Source organism: Paenibacillus sp. fava2, from assembly GCF_058313675.1.
In genome coordinates this window covers 1,834,672-1,859,583 of sequence record NZ_CM177755.1, presented here as the reverse complement: position 1 = coordinate 1,859,583, position 24,912 = coordinate 1,834,672, and the positions used below count along the sequence as shown (strand labels likewise).

The 24,912-nt window shown below is 51.5% G+C and carries 15 protein-coding genes; 5 read left to right on the top strand and 10 right to left on the bottom strand.

Going from position 1 to position 24,912, the window contains the following annotated elements; translation table 11 throughout:
* Positions 1 to 182: 182 nt before the first annotated feature.
* A complete protein-coding gene (locus AC4G46_RS07845; RefSeq protein ID WP_491127432.1) occupies positions 183 to 854 on the top strand; it encodes a GntR family transcriptional regulator in 672 nt (223 codons plus the stop codon).
* A 43-nt stretch (positions 855 to 897) separates the two neighbouring features.
* Positions 898 to 1,779, top strand: a complete 882-nt coding sequence (locus AC4G46_RS07840; protein ID WP_491127431.1) for a spermine/spermidine synthase domain-containing protein — start codon at positions 898 to 900, stop codon at positions 1,777 to 1,779.
* 890 nt (positions 1,780 to 2,669) lie between these two features.
* Here AC4G46_RS07840 and AC4G46_RS07835 read toward each other — a convergent pair.
* Both AC4G46_RS07835 and AC4G46_RS07830 read right to left on the bottom strand, forming a co-directional pair.
* Positions 2,670 to 2,969 (bottom strand): heme biosynthesis protein HemY, encoded by a 300-nt coding sequence (locus AC4G46_RS07835; RefSeq protein ID WP_068722354.1) that lies wholly within the window; start codon positions 2,967 to 2,969, stop codon positions 2,670 to 2,672.
* Positions 2,970 to 3,173: 204 nt separating this feature from the next.
* On the bottom strand, positions 3,174 to 5,483 hold the full coding sequence (locus AC4G46_RS07830) for a glycoside hydrolase family 95 protein (RefSeq protein ID WP_491127430.1): 2,310 nt from the start codon (positions 5,481 to 5,483) through the stop codon (positions 3,174 to 3,176).
* A 346-nt stretch (positions 5,484 to 5,829) separates the two neighbouring features.
* Between AC4G46_RS07830 and AC4G46_RS07825 the strand changes: the two genes are divergently transcribed.
* Both AC4G46_RS07825 and AC4G46_RS07820 read left to right on the top strand, forming a co-directional pair.
* Positions 5,830 to 7,617, top strand: coding sequence for a glycoside hydrolase family 13 protein (locus AC4G46_RS07825; protein ID WP_491127429.1), 1,788 nt, complete (start codon positions 5,830 to 5,832; stop codon positions 7,615 to 7,617).
* A gap of 163 nt (positions 7,618 to 7,780) precedes the next feature.
* Positions 7,781 to 8,302, top strand: a complete 522-nt coding sequence (locus AC4G46_RS07820; protein ID WP_491127428.1) for a DUF3231 family protein — start codon at positions 7,781 to 7,783, stop codon at positions 8,300 to 8,302.
* 292 nt (positions 8,303 to 8,594) lie between these two features.
* Here AC4G46_RS07820 and AC4G46_RS07815 read toward each other — a convergent pair whose 3' ends face one another.
* Together AC4G46_RS07815 and AC4G46_RS07810 are read right to left on the bottom strand one after the other, a co-directional pair.
* Entirely contained in the window at positions 8,595 to 9,668 is a 1,074-nt protein-coding gene (locus tag AC4G46_RS07815) for an SGNH/GDSL hydrolase family protein (RefSeq protein ID WP_491127427.1), read from the bottom strand.
* Between the two features lie 159 nt (positions 9,669 to 9,827).
* Positions 9,828 to 11,006, bottom strand: a complete 1,179-nt coding sequence (locus AC4G46_RS07810; protein WP_491128815.1) for an MFS transporter — start codon at positions 11,004 to 11,006, stop codon at positions 9,828 to 9,830.
* A gap of 221 nt (positions 11,007 to 11,227) precedes the next feature.
* Here AC4G46_RS07810 and AC4G46_RS07805 point away from each other — a divergent pair, with 221 nt between their 5' ends.
* A complete protein-coding gene (locus AC4G46_RS07805; protein WP_491127426.1) occupies positions 11,228 to 11,773 on the top strand; it encodes a TetR/AcrR family transcriptional regulator in 546 nt (181 codons plus the stop codon).
* Between the two features lie 66 nt (positions 11,774 to 11,839).
* Here AC4G46_RS07805 and AC4G46_RS07800 read toward each other — a convergent pair whose 3' ends face one another.
* The 6 genes from AC4G46_RS07800 to AC4G46_RS07775 form a co-directional block, all read right to left on the bottom strand.
* A complete protein-coding gene (locus AC4G46_RS07800; protein ID WP_491127425.1) occupies positions 11,840 to 13,720 on the bottom strand; it encodes an S-layer homology domain-containing protein in 1,881 nt (626 codons plus the stop codon).
* Positions 13,717 to 16,305: an Ig-like domain-containing protein gene (locus AC4G46_RS07795; protein WP_491127424.1), complete on the bottom strand. Its 2,589-nt coding sequence runs from the start codon at positions 16,303 to 16,305 to the stop codon at positions 13,717 to 13,719. The genes AC4G46_RS07800 and AC4G46_RS07795 overlap by 4 nt, the downstream gene beginning before the upstream one ends.
* Before the next feature lie 18 nt (positions 16,306 to 16,323).
* Positions 16,324 to 21,021, bottom strand: coding sequence for a pectinesterase family protein (locus AC4G46_RS07790; protein ID WP_491127423.1), 4,698 nt, complete (start codon positions 21,019 to 21,021; stop codon positions 16,324 to 16,326).
* 125 nt (positions 21,022 to 21,146) lie between these two features.
* On the bottom strand, positions 21,147 to 22,688 hold the full coding sequence (locus tag AC4G46_RS07785; RefSeq protein WP_491127422.1) for an extracellular solute-binding protein: 1,542 nt from the start codon (positions 22,686 to 22,688) through the stop codon (positions 21,147 to 21,149).
* A gap of 105 nt (positions 22,689 to 22,793) precedes the next feature.
* Complete coding sequence (locus AC4G46_RS07780) at positions 22,794 to 23,666, bottom strand: carbohydrate ABC transporter permease (protein ID WP_042199483.1); 873 nt, start codon at positions 23,664 to 23,666, stop codon at positions 22,794 to 22,796.
* Positions 23,667 to 23,707: 41 nt separating this feature from the next.
* Positions 23,708 to 24,643 (bottom strand): ABC transporter permease, encoded by a 936-nt coding sequence (locus AC4G46_RS07775; protein ID WP_342566368.1) that lies wholly within the window; start codon positions 24,641 to 24,643, stop codon positions 23,708 to 23,710.
* Positions 24,644 to 24,912: the final 269 nt, after the last annotated feature.

Sequence of the window (24,912 nt, the reverse complement as noted above, 5' to 3'; positions counted from 1 at the left end):
GTGCTTGGCCTGTATTGATGATTCCGGTTTGTATTGATGATTCCGGCTTGTGTTGATGATACCCGTCGCCAAATTGATATGTGATATATTACATGTTAATCAGACTGCCCGCTTGCTGTCAATCCAAAATTGTATGTGATATATTACTTCTATGTGTAATTGTAATGAAGGAGGGTTTTCGATTGCTGCCGCAAGATACTGCCAAGGTCAAACGCTCATCCATCCGTGAGCAGGTGTACCTTCAAATACAGGAATGGATTATTAACGGGGTGCTGAAGCCGGGCGATAAGCTCAAGGACCAGGAGTTGGCTGAAACACTCGGGGCCAGCCGTACTCCGATCCGCGAGGCGCTGCTCCGGCTCGAAGAAGAAGGTATGATTCAGAGCAAGGCCAACAGCTGGACCCAGGTTGCACCTGTGGATGTTAATCAGGCTTACCGGCTGTATCCGATGATCATCTCACTGGAAAAGCTGGCTGTCTCCTTTGCCAAGGACCATGTCACCTCTGCGCATATCCGGGAAATGGAGCAATATAATGAGCAGCTGGAGCAAGCGTTGAACACCCGGGATGCACTGGAAGCCCAGCGTCTGGATACGTTATTTCATCAGGTGCTGATCAGCCTGTCAGCTAATGAGGAGCTGATCAGCGTACTGGACGGGCTCAAAAAAAAGCTGCGCCGCTATGAAGGAACCTACTTCAACGGTTTCACTGGTGCCGGGCAGTCGGTTGAAGAGCATCAACAGATTATCAGCGCCTTGCGGACAGGTGATTTCACGGCTGCGGCAGCGGGCATTGAACGGAACTGGCAGGAAAGCTTCAAGCGCCGGCTCGGCGGGCAGGGATTGGACGCATAAGCGCCTATTTTCGCGTAACGATCAGAACGGTAAAGGGGATATCATGGAATCCAATACAACAGAACGAATTCAAGAGGACAACTACAAAGTCTTAGCCTTGTTAAGCCAGTATTTAAATAACAGGCCAGATTACATTAGCAAAGAAGATATAGATGAGATAACCGGACTCGGCGTGTCTGCGGAGTATGCATTCGGTGTTCTTTTTGCGGGGGCGCTGGGGCTGGATATTGTGGATAACGCTGAGGATACGATCCTTTACAACCAATACTTCAGCAAAATGCTGCACAGGCTGGATGTCCAGGAATATTACGCTAACCCCTACTTCAGGAACATTACAATACCTGCGGTCACGATCGGCGGCAGTGAATTGAAATATGAACAGTACAAGCCTTATGAGGCTTTTGTCTGCAATGACATCATTACCACGCCCGAAGGACGGCTGATGCCGCAGATCGGCTTTTTTGAGACGGAATTCCGCTTTCCGGCGGTGCTCGAGAATAACCGGATCTGGATGACGATTACCCCGAATGAGATCGAGACGATGAAGGAAGCTGTCACAGGAGCGACTGGCAATGTGCTTACGTACGGGCTCGGGATGGGGTATTATGCCTACATGGTGTCGGAAAAAGAAGACGTGCAAAGTGTAACGATTGTGGACAGCAACGAGGATGTGATCAGGCTGTTCAGCCAGTATATTCTGCCCCAGTTCGGTAACGCGCACAAGGTCAAGGTTATTCAGGCAGATGCTTTTGAATATGCGCAGCGGCAAATGTCCCAGGGCCAATTTGACTTTGTGTTCACCGACCTGTGGCATGACGTTTCAGACGGCCTGGACATGTACCTGCGGATGAAGACATACGAGAACCAGAGCCCGGCTTCCCGGTTTATGTATTGGATTGAGCAGTCTATTCTGTGTTACTTGTAAAAAGAGGATACTTGCCTCTGAGAGGGATGAAGAGGGCGGTGGCGCATGGTTAGCGTGACCCGAGGTGCTGAGCCGCGTGGGGGACGAGGCGCGGGGCCGCAGGGGCCGCAGGGGCCGCAGGGGCCGTAGGGGCCGCAGGGGCCGCAGGGGCCGCAGGGGCCGCAGGGGCCGTAGGGGCGCGAGGTGCCGTCACGGTTGCTGCGTAGGAGGTCAGTTTAAAGGGAAAAATCCCCCTATTTGACCTCCACCCACCTGGTTTGAGCCAGTATAAAGGGAAAAATTCCCTTATTTGACCTCCATCCACCTGGTTAGAGCCAGTTTAAAGGGAAAAATCCCCTTATTTGATCTCCACCCACCTGGTTTGAGCCAGTTTAAAGGGAAAAATCCCCTTATTTGACCTCCATCCACCTGGTTAGAGCCAGTTTAAAGGGAAAAATCCCCTTATTTGACCTCCATCCACCTGCTTTGATCCAGTTTAAAGGGAAAAATCCCCTTATTTGACCTCCACCCACCTGGTTTGAGCTAGTTTAAAGGGAAAAATCCCTTTATTTGACCTCCATCTACCTGTTTTGAGCCAGTTCAAAGGGAAAAAATCCCTTTATTTGATCTCCACCTACCTGGTTTGAGCCAGTTTAAAGGGAAAAAATCCCTTTATTTGATCTCCACCTACCTGGTTTGAGCCAGTTTAAAGGGAAAAAATCCCTTTATTCAGCCACAGCCACAAACAGCCAGTCCCCGGTTTTTACTAAAACAAGGAGCTATGGCTGTCGTCCCCCTGTCCCAGGCGAGCGGGGGCTGCTTTAACCTTCACAGTAAGCCGACCAGAAAGCCATAAAAAAGCGTTCAGCCCGCAGACGGGCTGAACGCTTTTTACACATCAACAGTATTGCTTATTTTTCAAGGAATCCGGTAGATGGATTTGTGATAAAGAAGCCTTCCTGCGGCACGTAGAAGTATTGAATCCATACTCCGTCCAGCAGCGGCTCACGTGTATCCAGCAGGACCTCGATATCCTTGTCGGTTGCCACAATTTCATCATGCTCAGTCGGTGTATCCAGGGTCACATCATAGTGGCCGTGGTCCCCGTGATTCTGGGTAATCACTACGCGGATCTTTTTGCCTTCCGCTTCCGGAGTGTTCAGCATGTCCTTCAGGACTTTAGCGGCATTACGGTTAATTTTACATTTCATCCTCTGGCGACCTCTATTCTTCATAGTTTGCAGTAAGAAGTCCATTATAACATATTATAAGGTACTATATATAATTTAGTGTGACCTAGTCCTTGCCATCTAATTTAGTGCGGCCTGGTCCTTGCCATTTAATTTAGTGTGACCCGGACCGTAACATATAATGTAGTGCAGCCCCGTCCAAGTCCATGCCGGATTCCTGTTTTATTACTCCCAATCCCCGGCACTCAGCTGTACTTCAAATCCCGGCTCCGAAAAATCGAGCTCGATCCGCCGCTCCCTATAAACTACAGTAACCCTTCCGCCGGCTATGGAGCGAACGTTGGCCCGGACAAGCCTGCCGCCGCTCCACTCCATTTCCACCTCGAACCCTCCGCGCGCCCGCAGACCTTTGACCAGTCCCTGCGGCCAGGCACCGGGTAATGCGGGCAGCAGGCGGATGTCTCCCCCGTGGCTCTGCAGCAGCATCTCGGCGATGCCTGCCGTCCCTCCAAAGTTCCCGTCAATCTGAAACGGCGGATGATCGCAGAACAGGTTGGGCAGCGTGGAGGTGCGAAGCAGCTCAAGAATATTTTCATAAGCACGCTCAGCCTTCCCAAGTCTCGCCCACATGTTCAGAATCCATGCCCGGCTCCACCCTGTATGTCCGCCCCCATGGGCAAGCCTTCTTTCAAGGGTGATCCGGGCAGCCTCCGCCAGTTCCGGGGTTGTGTCCGGGATAATTTGTGATCCGGGATGCAGGGCAAACAGATGCGAGATGTGTCTGTGTCCCGGCTCCAGCTCTTCATAATCTATACTCCATTCCTGAATCTGACCATGCTGTCCGACTGCAAGCTCCGGAATCCGCTCCAGTGTCTTGCGCAGACTATCCCCAAACTCCCGGTCTTCCTGAAGAATTTCCGTACTGCGGCTACAGCTGTTAAACAGCTCCCTGATAATCTGGCTATCCATTGAGGCGCCATAGCACAGTGCCCCTGACTCGCCGTTTGGCAGAAGGTAACGGTTCTCCGGCGAGGAAGACGGGCTGATGACCAGGTTCCCGGACGGATCTTCTATTAAGTAGTCCAGCAGGAAGACCGCGGCTTCCTTCATTGTTCCGTAGACTTCCCGGAGGAACGTCAGATCCTGCCCAAACTCATAGTGATCCCATAAATGCAGGGACAGCCAGGCTGCACCCATGACCCAGAACGTCGAAGTAATGCACACATCCTGCGGAGCGGTATCCGCCCAGATGTCTGAATTATGATGGGCCATAAACCCTTTGCAGCCGTACATCACCTGTGCCGTCTCTGCTCCGCGTTCCTTCAGCCTGCCGATAAAATCGAACAACGGGAGGTGACATTCAACCAGATTCGCTGCTTCAGCAGGCCAGTAGTTCATCTGCGTGTTAATGTTGATCGTATATTTGCTGTCCCAGATCGGCAGCATATGCTGATTCCAGATGCCTTGCAGGTTGGCCGGCAGAGAGCCGGGCCGGCTGCTTGCGATTAGTAAATAACGCCCGAACTGGAAATACAGGCTGATCAGCCCGTTATCCGCCGCCCCGCTTCTGACCCGCTCCAGCCGCTGATCAACCGGAAGCATTTTTACTCCATCACTGTCTTCATCCTGCAGCGATAATTCTACACGGCTGAACATGGCCGCATAGTCCAGCACATGGCTGGCCCGCAGTTCCTCATATGTTTTGGCTGAAGCCTGATCGAGCCTGCGGAGACATTCCGCTTCCAGCTGATCCTTTGGCACACGGAAATCGGTGCAGGCTGATACAAGAACCGTCGCCGCGCTCCCTTTTTCGAGGGCAATCTGCCCGCCCGTGCAGGTTAACCGGCCGTCCCCGGCTACAATCCGGATGGCCGCGCAGAACCGGATCCCTTCCTCACCGCCGGTGCGGCCGCGTACAATCAGATCAGCCGGTGTGCGTGCCTCGGCACGGTCCAGATAAGCCTGGAATCCTACAGGCCGCTTGAGAATATCGGACCATGGGGTCGGTTCCAGCACAGTCCCTCTTCCAAATAAAGCTGCAAAGGACAAGCTTCCCGGCTCACTTGCATTCAGCCGAATAGCTATCACCTGATCAGGATAGCTTGCAAAACATTCCCGGCTGTAATGAACCCCGGCTGCACTGTAGCTTACAGATGCCACACCTTGTCCAAGATCAATCTGCCGGCTGTAGCCAGCCGCTTCCCCTTCATTATGGCCCAATTCCAGATACAAATCGCCCAGCGGTTCATAGTGGCGCTGTCCGTCAGGCACGCCAACCAGCGATTGTGCCGCAAGCTGCTCTGCTTTACTGATTTGGCCCGCGAACAAAAGCCGGCGTATTTCATCCACAGCCCCGCGCGCCTGCCGGTTGTTGCGGTCCATAGGACCGCCATACCACAGACTGTCCTCATTCAGCTGAATCCGCTCGATTCCGTTCTTGCCGAACACCATTCCCCCAAGAGTTCCATTCCCTATAGGCATAGCTTCTTCCCATTGTTCTGCCGGCCGGTTAAACCGGATTATATGTTCACTCATTCCCTGGCCTCCTGTCGCTAAGACTCTCTCATTCTAATGCCTCCTCCCTGCACAAATGAATGCAGAAAATTATCTATGTTATGTAGAATCCTATCGACTTAAATCCTCCCTGTTTAGTTCCTCCGGCACGGGTTATTTATAATGTAGCACTTTATAAATCTACAAGGAGGCATACATGAAACAGCACTTGAGCTGTCCAAATAACCGCAGGAAAAATTCGCACTATTTCCGGCAGTCCGGTTAGATCCGGGCTTTTTTTTGACGGCAATTATTTGACCCGGCTTATTCTATTTTATAAAGGTAACAATAAAAACCATACATCATCCACTTACAGGGAGGAACAAAGATGATATCCAATGAACAAGCCATTAGCTCTGCTAACCTTACCACAAATATTCATTTGGAGAGTCTGCATCATGTTCCCCACAGCAACTGGGCCTACCCTTACGATAAAGACACCTTTCATCTGCGCGTCCGGACCAAAAAGCAGAACGTGGAGCGGGTCTATGCGCTGACCGGGGATAAATATGACTGGGAAACCTACAATCACGAATACGAGATGCGGAAAGTAGGAACCGACCGGCTCTTTGACTACTGGCAGACGACCGTGAAGCCGGACCATCGCCGTTTCTCCTATGCCTTCCGTTTTCATACCGGCGAGGAAACCGTGTGGATGACAGAGAACGGAATTCATACCCGGGACCCGGAAGCGCCAAACGGCTTCTATGACTGGCCGTACATCCATGAGATTGATATCTTCCAGGCGCCGGAATGGGCAAAGTCGGCGGTGTTCTATCAGATCATGCCTGAACGTTTTGCGAACGGGGATACAAGTAATGATCCCGATGACGTTGCGCCATGGGGGGATAAACCCACCACGGATAATTTTTTTGGCGGAGATCTGCAGGGGATTATCGACCATCTCGACTACCTGGAGGACTTGGGCATTACGGCCATTTACCTCACTCCGATCTTTGAGGCACCTACGAATCACAAGTATGATACCACCGACTATATGAAGGTTGACCCTCATTTTGGCGATACGAAGCTGCTGAAAAAGCTGGTCGATGAAGCCCACTCCAAAGGAATCCGGATCATCCTTGATGCCGTGTTTAACCATATCGGGTCTAATTCTCCCCAGTTCAAGGATGTTATTGAAAAAGGGGAGCATTCCAAATATGCGGACTGGTTCCATATTAACGAATTCCCGGTCCAGGTCAAAGACGATAAGCCTAATTACGATGCCTTCGGATTCTTCGCCGAGATGCCCAAGCTGAATACGGCCAATCCGGAAACGCGCGAATATCTGCTGAATATTGCCGAATACTGGCTCAAGGAGCTTGGGATGGACGGCTGGCGGCTGGATGTCGCCAATGAAATTGACCATCGTTTCTGGAAGGAATTCCGTGCGCGCATTAAAGCGGTTAATCCGGATGCGTATATTATCGGGGAGAACTGGAATGATTCCCTGCGCTGGCTGCACGGGGACCAGTTTGATTCGGTGATGAATTATCCTTTGTCTGACCGGCTGATTGAATTTTTGAAAAGCGACGATATGGACGCCCAGACCTTCTCGGAATATATCAGCAGTCTGCTGATGCGTTATCCGCAGCAGGCCAATGAAGTGCTGTTCAATCTGCTGGCCAGCCATGATACCGCGCGGCTGCTTACCCAGCTCGGAGGCGACAAAGACAAGCTCAAGCTGGCGGTTGCCTTCCTGCTCACTTTTACCGGAACCCCGTGTATTTATTATGGAGATGAAATCGGACTTGCGGGTGAAGATGATCCGGATTGCCGGAAATGCATGATCTGGGAGGAAGACCGGCAGGACCGCGATCTGCATCAAGCCTATAAGCAGCTGATCAGGCTCCGCAAAGAGCATCCGGTTCTCCGTACAGGAGACTTCGGGTTCCTGCTGAACAACCCTCAGGAGCGTCCGCTGATTTACGAACGTTATAATGATGAAGATCATTGTACCGTCTGGATGAATCCGTCCGGAGAGCCGGCAGCCCTGGCCCAGAAGCTTGAGGGCAGCTGGAAGGATGCCCTGACCGGAGAATTAGCCGAAGCGGATGATGGCGAGATCAGACTTGAGCTCGAGCCCTTCAGCTTCAGGATTTTGATTAAAGAATAAGAGCGGCTGCTTTTGCACAACCTGGCTGCTTTATTCTCTTCCGGGAATAAAGCAGCTTTTTATTTGCCCGGATTTCCATATAAATAATTCTGCAATTTCTGTACATTTCCGGGCATGCTATTTGTTGTTCCATATTTAACTTTAACGACAAAGGAGCATAATCATGACAGGAATTTTAGGCGGTAATCCCAAAGACGAGCCGATGCATTACGGTGAGATTTTTAGTGTGTGGTCAGCCTCGACAGTAGCCAAAGGCGCTTTATCCTGTTATCGGGCATACATGTATCACGCCGGTGATCATGATCTGAAGAAGATATTAGGGTCTATGATTGATCAGGCGGAGCTGGAAATCAGCGAATTGGACTCACTATTGGCCGAACAGGGCCTTGCTTCTGCACCGGCTATGCCGCTGCGCCCTGAAGCCAAGCTGGAGGACATCCCGGTTGGTGCAAGATTTACGGATCCTGAGATTGCAGCCAAGCTTGCTGCAGACAGTGCAGCCGGATTGGTTGCCTGCAGCCAGGCCATGGGAATATCCATCCGTGAGGATGTCGGCGCCTTGTTCGGCAAATATCACCTCACCAAAGCAGCACTTGGGTTGAAGGTGCTTCACTTAACCAAGAAGAACGGCTGGCTGATCCCTCCGCCGCTTCAGGTTAAAAGACCCGAGGCTGTCATGGCGTAACCGCTTTATTTACAACACTAAGGCGGACATTTCGGTGAGATGCGGACATTGATGCAGTATTTCTTCCAGAGCAGCAGCTTCCGCGGCAAGGAGACCCTGTAACGGAATCTCCTGCGCGGCGTACTTCTGGAGGAAATTGCCCATGTGGAGTTGTTCATGCCTTAAGAGGCCTGCGGTTTCCGCAGGCCTCTCTTCTTGTCAGGCACCAGTCCGGCTGTAATGGATCGGCTCCTGATATTCCCTGTGCAGCAACCGCAGCGGAATGTCATTCTCCCGTTGCATTTTTTAACCGCTATTCCCGCTGCATAAGCTCTTTAATATGGGCAGCCAGTTTATCAGCCGCTTTATGATGAGTAACCGGAGACGGATGAAAGTCGGACGCATAACCGTCTGCAGCCTGCTGTACTTCAAATTTCATCGCCGATAGATTGCGGTCGCCGGTTTCTTCGGTGTAGCGGCTAACCGCCTGCTCTACATAAGGATACAGCCTGTCCCCCATAATTCCCAGCGTACACAGGATATGCGCATGGGGGTTGCAGCTTCTGACCGTTTTTAGAAATCCGGCATATTCCCGGGCATACTCGGCTTGCCGCACAGCTTCATCTTTGGTATAGGAATCATCATTGGTACCCAGATTAATAACGATCAGGTCGGGTACAAACCGCTTGAAATCCCACGGAATCTCCTGGGGAAGAAGCGTATTATTAAATCTGCCCTCGGATTTGCCCACTTTTTCATAGTAATCCGGAAGCAGATGTGTGGTCAGCTTCTGGTCATTTTCCGTATAGCCTGTGATAATCCCGTATCCGCTGAAGGATACCATGCTGTAGTCTGCCTGAAGTCTCCGGGCGGTCAGATACGCATAAGCTTTGGTTACATCTTCAGTAGCTGTGGTAAAAGGGTGCGTTCCGTCCTCATCATCCACACCATAGCCGCAGGTAATGGAATCGCCGATAAATTCGATCTTATGTACTCTGGCCGGGGCCGGCTTAATGCCGTCCGCAGCATCGACTGTAATGGCCTTAATCCCAGCGGTCGACATGGCCGCCTCGGACAGCTTGATGACGGTTACCGTGATTTCCTGCTCTGTATCACTTTCAAACACCGTATAGGTTACCAACGGCTGTTTAATCTGGTCATCAATTACCCTCACGCCGTTTACACAGATAGCGATCCGGGCCAGGTTATTGCCGGTTGCGGCGATGGCATCCCCCTGCAGCGTAATTTCCGCTTTGCGGCCGTAAAAGGTGAACTCAACGCCGCTGCCGGAGAGGGCCATCCACAGCACATCATTATAATAGTGGGTCCTTCCGATAATTTTTACCTTGTCCTCCGTTGCTTTATATACCTGAATGGATTCTGTCATACTGCAGCAACCTTCCTTCTTGGCGTTTATACTCGCAGTAGTAATGTAAACCCAAGTCCGGTTTTTTGGCAACAGCTTTAAAGGAACAGTGAGGCTGAATTCATATAAATGTTGATTCATTTTTTTTGCTGAAAAAAGAGGTCCGCTCACTCTCCCTTATTAGCCTTGCCCTGAAAGCTGTCTTGCAGGGGCAAGCATGTAGCTGCGGTATAGAATGGTGACAAAACCGAGCATTAAGGATAGTATGCCTACCCAAATAACATAGGGTGTACCCATCTGAGAAATAAAGACTCCGCCCGCAGCTGCACCTACAGTCGTTCCGACATTACAGGCAGATATGAATAATCCATTAGCAAAATCAGGCGCATCAGGAGCAGCCGACATAATCAGATATTGATTCAGATTAGCCATAATCCCTCCGGCGAGTATTCCCCAAAAGACCGTCGTCAATGCCATCGGCACAGCAATAGGTCCGGTAAAGAAAAGAAGGGCGTAAACAGCAGCAAGCAGCAGCGGAAAGACGATTACGGTTGCAGCAGCCCGGCTGGTAAGCAGTCTTCCTGCAATAATATTTCCGATTATATTCGCTCCGCCGAAGAGGAATAACGTCAAGCTTACAGTATTGGAAGACATACGGGTTACTGTGATCAGGTACTCGGTGAGGTAGCTGTACACCCCAAATATAGACGCGTTCAGTAAAATAACCGTAACAATCGAAACCCATAAGAGCGGCCGTTTCAAAACAGAGAACTGTGTGCCATAAGAAAGCCGTTCCCCGACAGGCAGAGAGGGCACAAACAGTAAGGTAGCGATGAATACAAGGATATTTACCAGGGGAAAGAGGGCCATCGCCATTTCATAGGAAAGAGTACTATTGATAAAGCTTGCGATCGGAACGCCTGCCACCATCCCGGCAGAGACGCCTATAAATATTTTTGACACAGCTTTGGGCGCTTCTTCTTTACTTACCGAGGAGGCTGCAACTGTAAAGGCCAAGGAACAATAGATCGGATGGAATAAGGCTGGTATAATTCTGGCTATTAATAAAACAGTAAAGTTAGTTGTAAACAGGGAGACCAGATTACCCAGAATGAAAACTCCCAGTACCAGCAGCATGACCTTTTTACGGTTTATACCTGAGAACAACAGCGGCATGACCGGACCCGATACAGCGATCCCCAGAGCAAAAACACTCACCAGCAGCCCCGCTTCTGTAACACTGACATTAAAGCGTTCAGCAAGGGACGGCAATATGCCAATTACGCCCATCTCGGTATTGAGTATACCGAACACACCTATCGTTAGAATGAAAATCAGTAACGGATTTCGTTTAGTCAATCTTGATGCAGCGTTCATTTATTCATCCTCACAATCTAAAGAAGTAGTCACAATTAATTCCAACAGCAGCTGCATAACCATAAACATTTGTTAAAACAACTCGTGTCTATTATTATAGAATTACAACGTGCAGATTCAATGGTTAAAAGCATGCATTCTGTTGATATCTCAACACATCAGCTTGAATTGTCAATTAACTGAGAAGGTTTGGTGGAAATCGTATGGCAAAAGTGGACCGGAGGATTGTTAAAACACAAGAGGCTTTAAAAAAAGCGGTTCTTGAGCTAATGGGCGAAAAAAGCTTTGATGAAATTACTATCCAGGACATCGCTGACAGGGCAAACCTGAACCGGGGCACCATCTATCTTCACTATCAGGATAAATATGATCTTTTGGATAAACTGATAGAATCCCATATGGATGAATTAAGCGAGATGGATGAATGGGCATGCAGGCTGGATTGGAGCAACGGGCTCACACCTTTTTTTGAATACTTCGAAAAAAACTATTTATTCTTCTCGACCATGCTGGCAAGCAAAGGCGCCCCTACCTTCAGAGCCCGGCTGCTTGAATATGTCATGAAGGGGTTCAATGAAGAAATCGACAGGGACAGCGGAAAAAATGCCGATATATTTGAAGATGTGATGCTGCAATATACAGGCACCGCTTATGTGGGGATTATTGAGTGGTGGATTATTAACGGAATGCCGCATCCCCCGCAGGTCATGGCAAAGCAGGTTGGCACCCTTTTGGAAAGAAATCTTTAACGGTATAAAAAAGGGCTGCACAAAAAGCGCCTCCACATGGGAGGCGCACCATAAAGAATAATACTGTTACAGCTTATTAATAATTCTGTACATAATAACCGCAGCCTCTGCTCTGGTCGCATTGGCGTGAGGATTGAGCTTGCTTCCGCTTCCGCTGACGATTCCCTCTTTTACCATCGCAGCCACATCCTCCACCGCATAAGCGGCAAGCCCGGCCCGGTCGCTAAACTTACGGATATCGTCAGCGCTGCCTGCCGGTATTGCCGCCCCGCTAAGCGAAAGAGCCCTGCTGCCGAGCACCATCAGCTCCTGGCGGGAGATCGGCGTATCCGGCTTAAAGAGGTTATTGCCCGCTCCGCCCGTGATCCCCAGCTCCCTGGCAATCCCCAGCGCTTCATAGTAGTATTTCGCAGGACTAACATCGCTGAAGTTATCATTGAAGCTGGCTGTAAGTCCCAGACCTCTTACCAAAATAACCAGGAAATCCGCCCGGGTGATGTTCGCTTCGGGGGCAAAGGACGTATCCGAAATCCCGTTGATCACCCCTTTGGAGGCCAGTGCTTCTATGGATTGCTGCGCCCATGTAAATTTAGCAGCATCAGCAAAAGTCTTGAATGCATAGGAAACGGCAAACTTGCTGAAGTGCGTGGTACTAAAGGTTACCCTCCCTGCCGCCGCGTCAAATCTGGTATTAGGTATCTTGGCTGCCTTCCCCGCCGGATCAATATACCAGACTACAAGATGTTCACTGCTGTTAAGTTCGTCCTGCTTAGGTGTGTATGGAACAGATACTGTAACCGGTGCATTTTTGTTGCTCCATTCAACGGCTGCACCGTCAACCTTCGCAGTCAGCTCGATGAACGGTTTACCGCTGGCGCTTTCTCTCAGCGACGGGTCATTTATTGCCGCCGCATCCGCTAAGCCGATAACCACGGAAACAGTGGAGCTGCCTGCTGTAAGCGCAGCTTCGAACATATTTCCGGGCAGCTGGGCGGTTCCAACCGGAGTAACCAGCCGGATCACTTGCTTCGGATCTCCTGCAAACAGGCTGGCCGGCAGCACCGGCTCATACGCCTTGGCTCCTTCTGCCTGCGTTATAATGATCTCCACCGTTCTGATTCCTCTAGCATCCGCTGCCGCCATGGACAAGGCTGTGCTGACGGCTGCTGCAGAGACCTCTGCCTTCGCGACAGCCGTTGCCGGATCAAGCACCGCAGTCAGCGTGATAGCAGAGCTGCCTGCCGATGGCGATGGCTTCGGTGTCGCTGTTGCTGCGCTGGGTTGCCCCCCTGGTACAGGTGGCGCTGTCGCAGCAGGTGTGACGGTTGGCGCCGGTGTTGATGTTGGTGTTGGAGTTGGAGTCGGCGCTGTCCCGCCGCCGACCTTTACCACCAGCTCCACCGTTTGCAGGCTTCCGTTCACATTACCGGTAACCGTGAATTGGCCGGCTGTACCGGTATCCGGCACTCCGGACCATTTCACCCCTACCTCCCGGTTAGCCCCGCTGTCGAATACAGCAACTACGGAGCCGGGCAGTACAAGCTTCCCGCCTTTGGCAACTGTAATAGCCTGCAAGGGCCTGAAGCCCGTTATCGTCTCGGTATGCTCAACCATGAAAGCCTGCAGCTCTGCCTTCCCGCTGCCGGCCGAGCTCACGGACCCGTAATACTCTCCCTTTGAAAGCACGGTCTGGAAGGTGTGCTGTCCGTTTTTAAGCTCAGCCTGATCCATATAGGCGATGGACCCGGTCTGCTTTTGCATAATCAATACCGTTACTGTGTCCTGCTCATTGGCTGTACTGGTAACCTTGATTGCTGCTGTATTATGATCTACCTCCAGGCTAGCCGTTAAGGCTGCAGCTGCCGATACACCGGCACTGCCGAATGGAAGCACCAGCAATGAGAATATGATCCATGCTATACATGCTCTGAAGCACCTCTTGTTCATAAGCCTCCTCCTAACTGCACGGACTTCTCGTTGGAAATGAGCTGCCCTTCTTGCACATTATTGACCACATAAGCCTTTATCTGCAGCCCTGTAAGATGCAGGGGAGTGCTGAACATGGCTTTTACAGTCTTGGTCCCGTTCACCCCAAAGGCTGACTTCACATAAGACGAGGATAGGACATTGCCCTCAGCGTCACACAGCTGGACTACAATGACCCCCTCCGGGGCAGCAATGGAATTCCGTTCAACGGTAACTGCGGCTACTGCGGTCAGCCCCGGAGCCAGCTCCGTTGCCTGATTTCCCAAGGCATCTGTAAGCTTGATATCCGTTACCGTAAAGGAGCTGCTGAGCTGCACATTCGAGAATTTAGCCGTGTTGTAGTATTTATCCCCAATCGCAGGCTGGGTCCCGTCGACGGCAAATCCGATATAAGCCTCCTTATCCATAGCAAAGGTATCCCTGAACAGCTCTTTCCAATGCTCACCGTCATAGGAGGTAAAAGCAACAATGGTATCCCCTACACGCTCCAGCTTCAGCCAGATCGGCAGGGTGTTATCGGTTAAGGCCGGCAAATAATCCTGCGGATAATCGGCATTGTTCAGTGTGCGGATTGTCTCTCCTTTGTTCATCCGCGATGAGAAGTAGGTGGCGTAGAATGTATCATCCTTATCACCGTTTCCAAGCTCATCCCGGTCTGCCTTCACGATGGAGGTGCTGATCACCGCTGCAGCCGCGTCCGGCTCCAGGCTGTCCCGGATCATCAGGCCCGAAATGGCGTTGTTGTCCAGCAGGGCAATGGAATCCAGTCTGGCGGTTAAGGAAGCATTGCCGCTGACCTGCTGATATACATAATGGAAGCTGTCATTGCGGCCGGTGATTTTTCCGGACCCTTTCACAGTCAGCGTACCGGAGCCGTCCAGGCTCCCACTGCCCTTCACCGGCGTATTGCCGATATCCGCAGAGGTCCAGCCCGAACTCACCCCGGGACCGTTGACATGAACCGGCAGGGAGGTGGACTGGGTTGCATTTCCCTTCGTATCGTAGGCACGCGCCGAGATAAAATAAGTGCCGTCCTCCACATTGTCCAAAGAGAAGCTGTACGGGGCCTTCTTTACTTCCCCCAGCAGCACATCATTGCTGTAAAATTGCACCTTGGCAATTCCATCCTTGTCTACAGCCTCTGCATCGATTTGGATGGCTCCGCCCTCGGCAAACAAAGCGTTATACACCGGTGATTTCAGCTTGACCACAGGATTGTCTGCAGCATGGGTCATATCTGTCAGACTGTTCAGATAATTTTCCAGATTGCTGTACCCGTTCGGACTGATGGCTTTGCCGTCCGCTTTGTCCAGCTTATTCAGGCCATTAGCCTCTTCCCAGGCATCCGGCATGCCGTCATGATCGCTGTCCAGCGGAGCCTCTGCGGATCGTAATTCCGGGTAACCGCCCACCTCATATTCCCGGTTGATCGTCCGGCCGGTTCCGTCTATTACATCCTGCACGGCCCGGGCGTCTGCGGCATCTCTTCTTGGCAGCACCGCACCAGCCATGTTAAGCACATCATTGTATGCCTGCTCGGCATCCGTGATTTTTACGGTTGTATAGCTGTCATTCTGAAACGGGGCCTTTGAGATAACCGTGGCGGGGATTGCATTCTGAATCCCCTTGCTGTTGTCCGCGCTGATCTCCGGACTGCCGTACATGTAATTGCCGCCCACAAAAAACTCGCCGTCCCCCGGATTAACGATTCTTCCTTTTACAGACTGGAGTGTGGATGGCCCCGGCTTGTAGTAATTATTCACTACGTTGAACTTCATGGCAGTCGTCCCGCCATAGCTGCTGTTGAATCCCCAGTTGTAGATCACATTATTGGACATCGTCATATCTCCGTTTGCGATTCTCGGCATTCTGCTGGTATGGCTGGTAAGCAGATTGTGGTGGAAGGTTGTCGCATTGCCGCCCCAGATCCCGCCGTACCCGTGTTTTCCTTTTACATGCCCTGATAAAGTAAGGCTTTCGCTGATAATGCTCCATTGCACTGTCATATTAGTATTATCATAAAAGGACAGAGATTCGTCTGTAGACCAGCCGGCCGAGACATGATCTATCATGATATAGCTCGAGCCCCGGCCTCCCAGCGCATCCGGCTCGCTGGAGATATTGGATGAACCGGGCCTGAATCTCAAATACCGGACAATAATATTGCGGGCATTGCTTACGTCCGTATTGTGCCCGGCAATGCAAATCCCGTCTCCCGGAGCTGTCTGTCCGGCAACGGTAATATTCTTTCGGTTGTTAAAGCTGAGCGAGCTGGATAGCTGAATCGTTCCTGACACGCGGAACACAATCATTCTGTTATCTCCGCTGATCGCGTCTCTTAACGAGCCGGGACCGGAATCATTCAGATTGGTCACCTCATACACGTCATACCCCCGGCCGCCGCTGGCATACATCCCGCCGCCTTCAGCACCCGGAAACGCCGGTATCGCCGCCGGTGCCTGGTCTGCATAAGCAGGCATTGCATCAGCCAGAAAAGAAAGGCCCAGCAGCCCACAAAGCGCAGTTGAAACTATCCGTTTCTTCATATTTATCCTCCCTGCGGATTAATTAGGCTTCAATTCAATAACTTCAGAAACAGGCTGCATGTCAGTCATGTTGTCCCAGACAAAGGCTTTGAGCGTATAGCCGTCCACATCATCAGGAAGCCTCAGCCGGGCGTATAGGGTATCCGTCTCACCACTGTACAGGGTCTCAGCCGTACTGATGAATTTGATCAGGTTGTTATGTTCGTCATACAGGCCGATAAACAGCAGGACATCTTTGGTGTCAGCGATATAATTTTCAGCTTCTGCCTGTATCCAAATTTCCTTGCCTGCTTCGAGCACAGTAACGGTTTGCCCCTCTGCATCATAAAAGCCAATGCTGCCCGCTCTATACGTATAAGTGACGGTATACTTAATAACGGTTTCATTGCCGTACGTATCGGTGGCCTTGATTTCAATTTCATTCAGTCCCGGCACCAGAATCAGCTTCGCACTGAACGTATCCCCTTTGTGTAAAAGTAATTGCTCTTCCGTCCCGTTCAGCTTTTCTGGAATTCCGTTATTTCTGATTGTCAGGATGCTCTCCTTATCCACGGTCCCGCTTAGCGGCAGCAGAGCACTGAATACCCGGGCGGCCGGCTCAGCCGAAGTCATCGTTAGAACCGGAGGCATATCCGCTGAAGCAGCAGGCGAGACACTTACCACCTGTGACGGCACGCTTTCCCCGCTGGCATTCTTTGCAGTTACGGCAAAATAGTAGGTTCTGTCATTTTCCAGCCCTGTAACGAAAGCTTCGTATACAGAGCCCCCAACGGTCAGCGCTTTTGTAAACGGCCCTTCCGGGCTTGTGCTTTGTTGTACCGTATAGGAAGTGGCTGTATTTAACGCATCCCAGGTAATGCCGGCACCTGCATTATAAGGCTTGGCCTGGACATTCTTCGGCGCGACCGGCTTGCCGGCGTTGGCATCAAACAGCACGGTTCCATCGGCCATCACAATTTTGACATCCTCGAATACAGCCTTAAGGGAAGAAGATGCATTGGCGGCATTCACCATCAGCCCCACGTACAGCTCCTTGGGATTCCCGTTCTCATCCAGGCCCAGCTGGCTGGCAGTAGCTGTACTGACCGCAAGCGTCTCCGAAGCAACCGGATTAGCCGGAATCGGCAGGGTACTGACGATCGAGAGGATTTTGTCGCCGGTTTTGGTGATCTGCAGGTAGGCTGTTCCCTTCACCGGCATCACGGAATTGGAGCCGTTGGAGGAGCCGCTGTACCGGAACATTTTTCGTCCGCCTGTAGCGGTAGCCGCCTGTGTGTAATGATAGCTGTTCGGGTCCAGGCTCTCTCTGAGTGTTAAGCTCATCGCCCCCAGCTGGCCTTCACTGTAGACCGCTTTGGCGCTGATCGTATAATCTCCCTTGACCTTGACTGCCTTCATATAAAACTGATCCAGTCCGGTAGCATTCTTATTAATTCCCGTTCCTGAACCGGTCAGCGTGAACAGGTTGGTATCCTCATCAAAGCTTGATGAGCCCGGTGTGCCGGGACTGCCGATGTCATAGCCGGTGAAATCCTCCGGTTTAATAACAGTAACGGGTGCAGTTCCGGTTCCCGGAGTTACCGCAGCTTCATTGGAATCCGGACCTTCCCCGTGCTCATTGGAAGCGGAGACAACAAAATGATAGGCTGTTCCGTTGGTTAACTCCGAATAGGTATATGAGGTAACCGTTGCCGGGCTAACCGTATGCAGCATGTCGTATCTGTCACTGCCTACAGACCTGCCTTTGACGGTATAGTAGGTAGCGCCTGTTACTGTGGACCAGGAGATCGTTGCATTCCCATCGCCGGGTTCAGCCGTTATGACCGGTGCTGCAGGCAGTCCCTGCTCGGCGGTAGTAATCTCTACAGCATTACTTTCCGCCGTATTTCCGGCAGTGTTGACGGCATTGACCTTAAAGGTATAGCTTGTCAGCGGGGCCAGATGATCCGCCGCATAAGTGGCTTCAGTTGTTGTGGCGACCTTGCGGCCATCCTGATATACCTCATATAGGATGGAGCCGATGCTGCTGACAGCACCCTGCCAGCTGATAACAGCCCGGGATTCGCTGACGGAGTCAGCCTGCAGCACAGGCGGTGTCAAAGTACCCGGCTCATAATAGTGAGGCACCCAGTCAGCGCCAAAATATTTGGTCACATCAACCACAGCCGATGCTGCGCTAAGCAACTTCCCTTTTCTCGCAGAGGTGTCTACCGGCACGCCGTTATAGGTCGTGTTGTATTCATAGAAATCTGCCTTTTCCGGAACGGAGCCGCCCATGCCGGCCCAGCCCTCCGGATAGATGATAGAGCTGTTCTCCAGTCTGGTATCCAGAAAGGTCACCTTGGCATCCTGCCCCCACGGTCTCCCGAAATCCCCGGATGCCTTGTAGTTATTAGTAGAGCTGCCAGTGACTGTGCTGTCCCTGAACAGATAGCCGTGAAAGGACGGATCAGCTGCGGAAGAAGGCTTGGCTGCTGTAATATGGCCCCCCGAATCCTGGTCGCTGTAGCCTGTGAAGTTAAGCGTGCTGTTATCGAATACAACGTTGCCCGAGCCGAAAATATAGTCGGTGTTGCCTTCTATGAAGCTGTCCTTGTAATACTGGCGGGTGTTGCCCGTGAACAGCGTATCCTGGTTGGACAAAAAGGAGCATTTATAAAATTCTGCCTGATCGGCTTCGACCGCGATGGCAGCCGCCCGTTCTGTTGCCCCTCTCGATCTGGCGTCCAGGGAAGCTGTTCTTGGAGTCAGATTGGTAGGCGTGTTGATCGTTGTGACCTCAACTCCGTCCTCCAGCTCCTCCTCAGTAATGTACTTGTTAAAAGAATTCTCAAACACGATGTTCTCTGCCCTGAAGCCGGTTGCAGCACCCGTAACAAACACGGTGGCACCCCATTTGAAGCTGCCCGGATTGCCCTTCAGGTATTTATCAAAAGCCCGGTCCTCATTGTACAGTCCATCCGGCCCTGCGCTGTAATAATCGTATCCAACCCCGTAGTACCAGGTGATTATAACCTCCTTACCCGGATCGGCATTGACGAGGCTGATGTAAGGAGTGGCGATTTTCAGCTGTGCCCGGTAAGTGCCGGGGGCAATATGGATCGTAATCCGCTCAGCCTCGCTGGAAGGATTCATTCTCGCGGCTGCTGCCAGTGCTTCCCTGACTGAGCCGAAATTATGCTCCTTGGTGCTGTCACCCACATACAGATCCTGAACCAGCGGAAGAACGGCCGGAGCCTTGGAGGTTGAGAATTTGAGATCCTTTACCGCGCCGCTTCCCTTAATAACGGTGTGTCCTGCAGTTGTGTAGGCAGGGTCAGAGCAAACGGCGGTCACTGCATAAGCGCCATCCCTCAGCTTGGCTGAATAACCGCCGCCCGTAACGTTTCCGGTATAGCTGTACCCGTCATTTAGATTCGTAAATTGGAGACTGCTGACGGTGACCCCGGACGGCAATCCGGTAAAAGCACCGGTTGCATCATAAACCGCTGCCTTCGCAACCGTGAGAGGCCGCATAGTATCCGCGCTGATGTTAACATCCGCTTCGCTGGTAAGCACGTAATCGTTCACGCCGGATAGGGTCAAGGTATAGCGCTCTCCGGCACGGAGATCTGCCGAGTACGTCAGCGCTGCTGTATCCAGCGCAGCTTCTACAACCGGAGCAAGACTCCCCTGGGGCGGAACCAGATTAAGCTTCAGACTATTGAGGCTGTAGCCGGACTCAAATCCGCTAAGGATACCGCTGAGCTTCGCCATGGAGCTTTTAACCACATCTAATTTGACATTCTTAATACCGCTGCCCAGATCAGCAAGCGTAACGGCTACTGTCTTGGAGGTGTCCGAAATGGCATACTCAGAGCTGACGCCCCGGAGAACGGCGGTATAGGTGTAGCCTGCTGTAAGAGCGGCCGTGTAAGTGCCGTCAGCAGCAAGCTCAACCGGCAGCAGCTCCCCGGTGGACTGATTCTGAAAAACAATGGAATGACCGGAAAGCGCGTGCCCATTCAGGCTCAGCGTACCGGAGACTGTAACACCCGGTGTTCTGGTAATGCGGGCCACATTAGGTTTATAGCTTCCTGACTCCGAATAAAACAGCTGCAAGGTTCCCGAGTCCAGTGCATGATATTCAAGGATCTGCCCCGCTGAAGTAAACGAGTCGGTGCTTCTGCTCACCACTTCACCGGTGGTGCTGCTGGTCAGGGCAAAATTAACGGTTGCCGGCCCGGACCCGTTGGTAACAAAGCCGTATACCGTGATCTTGTCCCCGGCTTCCACATTCTCCAGTCGGATGTATTTGGCTGAAGCATCCCCGTTGCCGGCGGAATAGACAGAGCCCTTGCTCGCATAGCCGTCGCTGAAGGTCTTGGTGGTCGGCTTGCCGTAGGATAATGCGCCGTTCCCTTCACCGTCGTAATAATATAGTCTGTGGTAACCGCCCCCGGCTGGGGTCATTACCGTTAAGTCGCCGAACGCGGTATTCTCCCTGAACCAGCCGGCCCCGATAAAGGAGCCTAATCCGTTAAGGGTATTCACTGTAATGTGATTGATATAGGAATCTCCCGCTGCCTGTACGCCTCCGAAGTCCCATACCTCGATCTGGCCGCCCTGTGCATTGCCCTCCGCCTCTGCGGGGGCAGGCTGCAGGCCCAACACAGCCGTTACCAGCATCACAAGTACCATGAGCTGGCTCAAGGCTTTTTTCGTCTGCTTGTACATGTGTGTCCTCCTTGTTTTAAAAATGATAAACCTGCATTCATCTAAGCGCTTTCATCTTTACTCTAAAAAAACCGCCTTACTTCCTTTCCAGGTTCATAAGACGGTTCTACTCCAGCCGGCAAATCTTATTTGTTTTTCAGATAAGCTTCCTTATACTCTTCCATCAGGCTGCTGCCGCCGGCCTGCTTCCATTTCTCAATTTCGGCGTTCCAGCCTGCTTCATCAATTTTGCCCATGATATACTTGGTTTCCGCGTCCGTAATCATCTGCTCAAGCTCGCTTCCACGCTCTGTATAGGTATTTGAGATCAGCGTAAGGGCAGGATTGGATACCACATATTGTTCATTGTCTGATACGATTTTATTGTTCTTCTGGAACAGCTCTGTCTGCTTCATCGGCTTATCCATGTTATAGGACTCTCCGCGCTGAAGCAGGGTATCCCGGTAAGGCTTCACTTCCTTGGCATCGGCATCCTTATCCAGCGGAAGGGTATGATCGCCTTCTACTGAATAATGCGTCCCTTCGATCCCTTTATTGATCAGATTGACCATTTCCTTGTCGAGCAGCTGATCGAGGAACGTCATGACCCGTTTCATTTCCGCTTCATCCTGAACAGAGGACTTCGGCAATGCCAGTATTCCGGCATTTCCGCTCTCGGCAGGAACCCGGATTCCGCCCGGCCCTTCAAGTGCAACCACATCCATAACGGCGGAAGGCACGACCTTCACCAGATTGGTCTGCATGGACTGGGCATTGCCTCCGGAGATGCGCATAGCTACCCGGCCTGCTTCATATGCCTTATCGATGGTCTGGGCATCCGTTACAGCAAAATCCTGATTGATCAGCTTCTCGGCATACAGCCGTCTGAATAAATCCAGCGTATCGTTAAATACATCGGTCATGAACTCAGGAGTGAAGTTTCCCTGTTCATCTGCCTCCCATTTATTCGGACCACCCTGCATAACAGAAAATCTGGTTAAGGTCGAAGCCACACCCTGATTGTAGTTCTTATCCAGCATGATTCCGTAGGTATCCTTCTTCCCGTTCTTGTCCGGGTCATTCTCCGCTACAGCCTTCAGCACGTTATACCACTCATCCAGCGTCTTCGGAACCTTCTGGCCGGATTCATCGAACCAGTCCTTGCGGTACTGCAGAACAGCGCGGCCTACACTGCGGAATACCGGCAGTCCGTATAGCTTTCCGTCAACTTTAATATTGTTATAGTAAGTCTCAGGCTGGGCGGCGAGGTTCGGATAATCCTTCAGATAAGGCCCAATCTCCCAGAACACATCAGCCTGCATGGCACTGATAATGGTTGGAACATAGCTGACCTTCAGGATCTTGGGAAGCTCTCCCGAGGCAATCATGACATTAATTTTTTCGTCATAGCCCGAATTCGGAATCCACTGGAAGCTGAGCTTGGTATTTGTATATTTCTCAATCGCCTGCTCCATCGGATTTCCCTTGGCAGGCGCCTCAGCGGCCTGGTGTACGGCAATGGACAGCTCCAGCGGTGAAGTGTCCTCCACAGCAGGTGCATTTGTGTTACCCTTAGCCGCGTCCGTATTGCCGCCCGCCGCATTCTGCTCATTATTGCTGCCGCATGCCGACAATACAGATGTGGCCAGTAACGCGCCTCCCATTAGTAACGCCATTCTTTTCTTCATTAACCTAACCCCTCCGGTTGTAGAAATTTCTATGGTAAGCCTGTAACGCCCGTTTAATCAGGAGCTACAGGCATTCATAGCCTGTTCATTGCCTTTCAAGCATACTTAGCCCTTAACCGATCCGAGCATTACCCCTTTGGCAAAATGCTTCTGGAGGAACGGATAGACCAGCAGAATAGGAACGGTAGCAAACACGATGACGGCCATCCGTATGGTCAGCGGCTGAATCTCTATGTTGTCAATCGAGGTGTCACCTATGCTGCCCTGCGCTAAAATAACGATCTGGCGGAGCAGCACCTGAATCGGGTACAGCCGGCTGTCGTTGATATACAGAATGGCGCTGAAGAACTGGTTCCAGTGACCGACCGCATAAAACAGGCCAAAGGTAGCCATCGCCGGCATCGAGAGCGGAAGCACAATCCGGAACAGCACGCCAACATCGGTGCAGCCGTCGATCCGAGCCGAATCCTCCAGGCCGTCAGGAATCTGCTGAAAGAAATTTTTAAGCACAATCAGGTTAAAGGCACTGATCGCATTCGGGATCATCAGCGACCACAGGCTGTTCGTCAGCCCCATCGCCTTGACTACGAAGTATGTAGGAATCATGCCCCCGCCGAACAGCATGGTGAACAGTACAGCAAGCAGAATAAACTGGCGGCCTCTGAGTGTTGCTTTTGCCAGCGGATAGGCCATAAGTGAAGTGAACAGCAGGTTGATGAAAGTCCCCACTACCGTAATGTAGATGGATACCAGCATGCTGCGGAACAGCGTATCCGTTGAGAAGATATACCGGTACGAGGCCAGTGACCATTCCTTCGGCCACAGAATTAACCCGCCTCTGGCGACCTCCGCCGGACTGGTAAAGGAAACCGCCAGCACATATACAAAGGGCAGCACGCAGACCAGAGCGATCAGAATTAACAGTGTGTAATTGATAATGTCAAAAATCCGGTTACCGATGGTTTTATCTTGAAGCATAGTAGAATACTCCTCCTCCGTTCCTTGTTCATCCAGCGGGTTCAGTAGACCCCTTCTTCTCCGAATTTTTTGGCCAGCCAGTTGGACCCTAATACCAGCACCAGCCCTACTGCCGATTTGAACAATCCGACCGCCGCACTGTAGCTGTACTGGGCCTGGGTCATCCCTTTGGTATACACGTAGGTATCGAATACTTCCCCCACCTCGCGGTTGGTCGGTGTAATCATCAGGAATATATGCTCAAACCCGGAGTCCAGGAAGTTGCCCAGCCGCAGAATAAACAGGATGATGATTGTACTGCGTATCGCAGGCAATGTGATATGCCACAGCTGGCGCCAGCGGCTGGCTCCGTCAATCCGGGCTGCTTCATACTGCTGCAGATCGACACCGGCCAGGGCAGCCAGAAAAATAACCGTACCCCAGCCGATTTCCTTCCAGATCGATTGGGTGATAATCATCGTCCGGAACCATTCCGCTTCCAGCAGGAAGGCTATTTTTTCGCCGGTAATCCGGTAAAGCAGCTCATTCAAAATGCCATTCTCCGTTGTTAGCAGAATATAAAAGATCCCGACAACCACGACCCAGGAGACAAAGTGCGGAATGTAGATCAGAGTCTGCACGAAATTTTTGAATTTGGCTCTTCTTACCTCATTAAGCATAAGGGAGAGGATAATCGGCATCGGGAAAAAGAACACCAGATTGTAAACCGCCAGAATAACCGTATTGCGGAACAGCATGCCGAACTGCGGCTCCGAGAAAAACCGTTCAAAATGCTTGAAGCCTACCCACGGGCTGCCCAGAAAACCGGTATACGGCTTATAATCCATAAAAGCCATCGATACCCCGTACATCGGGACATACTTAAAAATAATGAAATAGATGACACCGGGCAGCAGCATCAGATACAGCCACTTGTCCCGGATAATATCCCGCAGCAGGGTACCCGCCTTGCCTCTGGGGGCTTTGATGCCGGGCATTCCTGCAGAAGTTGAGACATTCTGCTTCACCTTTTGTAACCTCCTTATAGTCCTGTTTGGTTTCTGGCCCCATCTTATTTCAGTTTGCCGTAACCGGCTATAAGGCTGGGGCAACCTGTTGACCGCTGCGGCTGTCCGGCCGCTGTCCATAAGGCTTTCCGGGGATTCCGAATCCCCCAATAACCTTCAGATATCCTTTACCGTTGACTCCAGGCAACCATGGTTAAAGCGTCTATAAACAAAAAAAACGGGTGAGATCTGTGATCTCA

Bases quoted from the DNA above. Each gene is read 5' to 3' on its own strand.
- AC4G46_RS07840 (WP_491127431.1), top strand. From the start codon at position 898: ATGGAATCCAATACAACAGAACGAATTCAAGAGGACAACTACAAAGTC.
- AC4G46_RS07835 (WP_068722354.1), bottom strand. From the start codon at position 2,969: ATGAAATGTAAAATTAACCGTAATGCCGCTAAAGTCCTGAAGGACATG.
- AC4G46_RS07830 (WP_491127430.1), bottom strand. From the start codon at position 5,483: ATGAGTGAACATATAATCCGGTTTAACCGGCCGGCAGAACAATGGGAA.
- AC4G46_RS07825 (WP_491127429.1), top strand. From the start codon at position 5,830: ATGATATCCAATGAACAAGCCATTAGCTCTGCTAACCTTACCACAAAT.
- AC4G46_RS07820 (WP_491127428.1), top strand. From the start codon at position 7,781: ATGACAGGAATTTTAGGCGGTAATCCCAAAGACGAGCCGATGCATTAC.
- AC4G46_RS07815 (WP_491127427.1), bottom strand. From the start codon at position 9,668: ATGACAGAATCCATTCAGGTATATAAAGCAACGGAGGACAAGGTAAAA.
- AC4G46_RS07805 (WP_491127426.1), top strand. From the start codon at position 11,228: ATGGCAAAAGTGGACCGGAGGATTGTTAAAACACAAGAGGCTTTAAAA.
- AC4G46_RS07800 (WP_491127425.1), bottom strand. From the start codon at position 13,720: ATGAACAAGAGGTGCTTCAGAGCATGTATAGCATGGATCATATTCTCA.
- AC4G46_RS07795 (WP_491127424.1), bottom strand. From the start codon at position 16,305: ATGAAGAAACGGATAGTTTCAACTGCGCTTTGTGGGCTGCTGGGCCTT.
- AC4G46_RS07790 (WP_491127423.1), bottom strand. From the start codon at position 21,021: ATGTACAAGCAGACGAAAAAAGCCTTGAGCCAGCTCATGGTACTTGTG.
- AC4G46_RS07785 (WP_491127422.1), bottom strand. From the start codon at position 22,688: ATGAAGAAAAGAATGGCGTTACTAATGGGAGGCGCGTTACTGGCCACA.
- AC4G46_RS07780 (WP_042199483.1), bottom strand. From the start codon at position 23,666: ATGCTTCAAGATAAAACCATCGGTAACCGGATTTTTGACATTATCAAT.
- AC4G46_RS07775 (WP_342566368.1), bottom strand. From the start codon at position 24,643: ATGCCCGGCATCAAAGCCCCCAGAGGCAAGGCGGGTACCCTGCTGCGG.